Genomic DNA, 4,423 nt, shown 5'->3' with positions numbered 1-4,423 from the left:
TCTGTACCGACACATTTAAAATTTACATATATCGATTCACATAATTCTGGTGTTAAATTGCATATACGTAACCAATCCCATTATTTTATCGTAACGTTAGGTGCTTGTATCGGCGCAATTATTGCTTTAGCAATCGGTTTTCAGATGAGAAATTCAATGAGTCTTATCTTCATCATCAGCATAGCTCCCCTTCTCGTCAGCTATATCCTACGAGAAGTCTATGTTCATACACTTATACAAATTCAACATCCTGAATTAATGCATTAACTTAATTTCACTGTATTTTTTCCTAAAAACATCTAGCATAGGTTTAACTTTAAAATACAAATCACTTATGAAAGATTGGATCATTTCAGTGATGGAGCAATTGGGCTATTTCGGCATTGCTCTATTGATGTTTCTCGATAATGTGTTTCCACCTATACCCTCTGAGATTATTATGCCTTCAGCTGGCTATACCGCTTCTCAGGGTCAATTACTTTTGATCGGTGTCATTATTTCAGGAAGTATAGGTTCGCTCTTAGCTGCCGCTACGCTGTATTGGTTAGGACGTAAGATCTCTGATCAAAAGCTCTATGCATTCGTTGATAAATATGGAAAGTATTTATTTATTAAAGTAGCTGATGTTGATAAATCATTAGAATGGTTTGAAAGATATGGACATCGAATCGTTTTTTTTGGACGTATGGTTCCAGCAGTACGATCTCTGATTAGCATACCTGCAGGCATGAGCAAAATGCCTTTTGCAAAGTTTATGTTTTATAGTGGTTTAGGCACGATTATATGGACTACCTTTTTAGCATATGTGGGTTATTATTTTGGAAATAATACTGAAATGATGCACAAAATATTTAGCCAAGTCAGCTATCTAATTATTGCTATTGTGATCAGCATAATCATTTGGATTGTGTACCGCAGACAAAAAAGAAAGCACTCAAAATAAAAAAAGCACCTTACGGTGCTTTTTAATTAGTTCGGCGTGTGATACATCAAATACAATTCATTCAAGTTATCTGGAATTTCTTCTGCAAGCTCATCCATCAATTGACCGTTACGGCGGAAAGACTCCATTTGAGGATCTTCTTCGTCAACTCCACTAAACACCATGATTGGCAGAGTGAGATCAACCAATTGCTCTTCAAACTCAGGTGTGAACCATGCATCTTCATTTAAGAACATTGCATCGACAAAGCCTACACTCCAATCCCCAAGGCTTGACTCTACATCTGCTTCTTCAATTTCAAAAGGAAATTCAATACCTTCTTCATTGGCAAGTTTTTGACGTAAATCTTCTAACCAAAGTTTAATTTGAGCTACGATCTCTGCAGGCACTTTCTTTTGATTATTGTCAAATAACTCATCCAACCAACGATCAAAATGAGGACCTACAGCTGTCGCACACAAAAAACCATGAGTTGCAGCAAAATCTAGACCATGCTCATTTTGGTCGCCATCTAAGTAGTCACTTAACAAGTCTAAATCTAATGCACTCATTGTATTTCCAAAGGTTGTATCTTAATTCCGTAGAATAACATTTTAGATCAGGATACCCAATCTAATTTAGTCTTCATCATCGTCGAAATCATCATCTTCAAAATCATATTCAAGATCTTTCAATTCACGATCTAAACGACGCTGTGCAAGTAAGTCATCAATCAAGCGACGCTTTTCTAATGATTCTTTGGCGCTAATTTTGCTCGTAGTTTCATCAAAACTAACATCATCATCACCGTAGTTATCATCTAGTTCAAAATCTGTAGAAGACACTAAAACTACCTCATGTGTGAAAAAATGAATGGGGCTAGGCGCTATTTATCTTTGTTCAGAATACTTGTCAAGTTTTATTTTATTTTTCGCTGATATTTATACAAATTTTAGTTTATTTTGGACAAAAAAATATGTCATTATTTAATCAAGGATCAAATCCTTATTGCTGGTTTAAAATAAAAAGCATGATGTGCTTGAAATGAACAATTTTGACCCAATATTGACTTAAATAGCTTAATTCATTGGTTTTCAAAACCAATTATACTGAGTTAATACCATACTAAAGATAAGTTAATTGTGCTAGAATGCACGGTTTTTCCCCGCCACAGATTCAACGAGAAGAGAGCAAAGATGAGCGATATGCATTCCCCTACTTCACAAGTAGCGGCTCTGATTAGCCGAGGCAAAGAACAAGGTTACTTAACCTACGCTGAGGTTAACGATCATCTCCCAGACTCGATCACTGAAAGCGAACAGATTGAAGATATCATTCAGATGCTTCAAGACGTCGGTATTCCTGTACACGAACGTGCGCCAGAATCTGACGATGCAATGTTTGATGGTAGTAGCGCAGAAACGACTGACGAAGTTGCTGAAGAAGAAGCAGCTGCAGTTTTAGCATCTGTAGAAAATGAGCCTGGTCGTACAACTGACCCTGTTCGTATGTATATGCGAGAAATGGGAACAGTTGAACTGTTGACTCGTGAAGGCGAAATTCAGATTGCAAAACGTATCGAAGAAGGTATTCGTGACGTTTTAAACTCAATTGCTTATTGGCCAAATGCGGTTGAAGTTGTATTACAAGAATATAAAGATTACGAAACTGGCGAGCGTCGTTTAGCCGATATCCTTTCAGGCTATTTAGATCCAGAGTCTGATGAAGAAATTCCAGAAGTTTTAGAAGAAGTTGATGCTGATCTTGAAGAAGAAACAGAGACTAAACCAACTAAAGATGTAAAACTTGATGACGATGATGAAGAAGAGTCTGAAAGTGATGATGATTCTGAGGGTGATTCAGGTCCAGACCCTGAAATCGCCAAAGTGCGTTTTGCAGAGCTAGAAGCTGCGTGGAATGCGACTAAAGATGCGATCGCAAAACATGGTCGTAACAGTAAAGAAGGTAAAGCAGCTCTTGAGTCGCTCGCAACCGTCTTTATGATGTTTAAGTTCACACCACGTTTGTTTGACATCATTTCTGAAATGATTCGTGGCACGCATGAACAAATTCGTACAGCAGAACGTGAAGTAATGCGCTACGCAGTTCGTCGTGGTCGTATGGATCGTACTCAATTCCGTACAACGTTCCCTGGTCAAGAATCAAATCCAGCTTGGTTAGATGAGCAAATTGCTAAAGCCACTGCTGACCAAAAACCATACTTAGAGAAAGTACGCCCTGACGTTCTTGCTTTCCAACAAAAAATCGCTGATATCGAAAAAGATCTCGACCTTACTGTACGTGAAATTAAAGATATTTCTAAACGTATGGCGATTGGTGAAGCAAAAGCACGTCGTGCTAAAAAAGAAATGGTTGAGGCGAACTTACGTTTGGTAATCTCCATCGCGAAAAAATATACCAACCGTGGTTTACAGTTCCTCGATCTGATTCAGGAAGGTAACATTGGCTTGATGAAAGCCGTAGATAAGTTTGAATACCGTCGTGGTTATAAGTTCTCGACTTATGCAACTTGGTGGATTCGTCAGGCGATTACACGTTCAATTGCTGACCAAGCACGTACGATTCGTATCCCTGTACATATGATTGAAACCATTAACAAGATCAACCGCGTATCTCGTCAATTGCTTCAAGAAATGGGACGTGAACCTACGCCTGAAGAGTTAGGTGAACGCCTTGAAATGGATGAAGTCAAAGTTCGTAAAGTGCTTAAGATCGCTAAAGAACCAATTTCGATGGAGACACCGATCGGTGATGATGAAGACTCACATCTTGGTGACTTCATTGAAGATGGTAACATCACTTCACCAGTTGATGCTGCAACTTCAGAAGGCTTGAAAGAAGCAACACGTGAGGTACTTGAAAACCTCACTGAACGTGAAGCTAAAGTCTTGAAGATGCGTTTTGGTATTGATATGCCGACGGACCACACGTTGGAAGAAGTTGGTAAACAGTTTGATGTAACACGCGAACGTATTCGACAGATCGAAGCAAAAGCGTTACGTAAATTACGTCATCCATCGCGTTCTGAACATTTACGCTCGTTCCTTGAGAATGACTAATCTATCCATAGGATAATACAGGCTTGAATATGGGGGACACTCCCCCATAATATAAAGCATGTAGCAAATAATTCTAAATACCTGCGCCTAGCAGGTATTTTTACTAATGAGGTGTCCTATGACTGACATGATCGATCGCACTCCATCACGCGAACTACAAGAACATCTTTGGGTGTTTCCGATGGATTATCCAATTAAATTGATTGGTCTTGCAGGTGAGGATTTACGCAAAGCCGTGAATGACATTTTTGTTAAACATTTCCCTGATTTTGATGGGAATGCAATGACAGTGACACCATCGCGTACAGGCAAGTATCATTCAATTACTGCGCAACTTCGTTTTGAAGAGCTTGAGCAAGTACATCAAGTATATGCAGACTTGGCTGCTTGCCCTTTAATTAAAACTGCACTTTAATAAAAA

At 38.8% G+C, this 4,423-nt stretch carries 6 protein-coding genes; 4 read left to right on the top strand and 2 right to left on the bottom strand.

The genetic code is table 11. The features are described from left to right. On the top strand, positions 1 to 267 hold a 267-nt coding region (locus CL42_RS17460), incomplete at its 5' end, for a hypothetical protein (RefSeq protein ID WP_212771608.1). Between the two features lie 67 nt (positions 268 to 334). Beyond that, positions 335 to 943 (top strand): DedA family protein, encoded by a 609-nt coding sequence (locus CL42_RS15500; RefSeq protein WP_035270685.1) that lies wholly within the window; start codon positions 335 to 337, stop codon positions 941 to 943. 26 nt (positions 944 to 969) lie between these two features. Here the strand turns inward: CL42_RS15500 and CL42_RS15495 are convergent, their stop codons facing one another. Both CL42_RS15495 and CL42_RS15490 read right to left on the bottom strand, forming a co-directional pair. After that, positions 970 to 1,494, bottom strand: coding sequence for a YecA family protein (locus CL42_RS15495; RefSeq protein ID WP_035270683.1), 525 nt, complete (start codon positions 1,492 to 1,494; stop codon positions 970 to 972). A 66-nt stretch (positions 1,495 to 1,560) separates the two neighbouring features. Beyond that, positions 1,561 to 1,767, bottom strand: coding sequence for a PA3496 family putative envelope integrity protein (locus tag CL42_RS15490; protein WP_035270675.1), 207 nt, complete (start codon positions 1,765 to 1,767; stop codon positions 1,561 to 1,563). Positions 1,768 to 2,064: 297 nt separating this feature from the next. Here CL42_RS15490 and rpoD point away from each other — a divergent pair, with 297 nt between their 5' ends. Further along, positions 2,065 to 4,002, top strand: a complete 1,938-nt coding sequence (rpoD, locus tag CL42_RS15485; RefSeq protein ID WP_228133303.1) for an RNA polymerase sigma factor RpoD — start codon at positions 2,065 to 2,067, stop codon at positions 4,000 to 4,002. Positions 4,003 to 4,129: 127 nt separating this feature from the next. Next, positions 4,130 to 4,417: a YbeD family protein gene (locus tag CL42_RS15480; protein WP_035270687.1), complete on the top strand. Its 288-nt coding sequence runs from the start codon at positions 4,130 to 4,132 to the stop codon at positions 4,415 to 4,417. The last annotated feature ends 6 nt before the right edge of the window (positions 4,418 to 4,423 follow it).

The organism is Acinetobacter sp. Ver3 (assembly GCF_000632455.1).
In the GTDB taxonomy this organism is placed as follows: domain Bacteria; phylum Pseudomonadota; class Gammaproteobacteria; order Pseudomonadales; family Moraxellaceae; genus Acinetobacter.
Note: the sequence above shows the minus strand (reverse complement) of the source record. Positions and strands in the feature narration are given on the sequence as shown.

Bases quoted from the DNA above. Each gene is read 5' to 3' on its own strand.
- CL42_RS15500 (WP_035270685.1), top strand. From the start codon at position 335: ATGAAAGATTGGATCATTTCAGTGATGGAGCAATTGGGCTATTTCGGC.
- CL42_RS15495 (WP_035270683.1), bottom strand. From the start codon at position 1,494: ATGAGTGCATTAGATTTAGACTTGTTAAGTGACTACTTAGATGGCGAC.
- CL42_RS15480 (WP_035270687.1), top strand. From the start codon at position 4,130: ATGATCGATCGCACTCCATCACGCGAACTACAAGAACATCTTTGGGTG.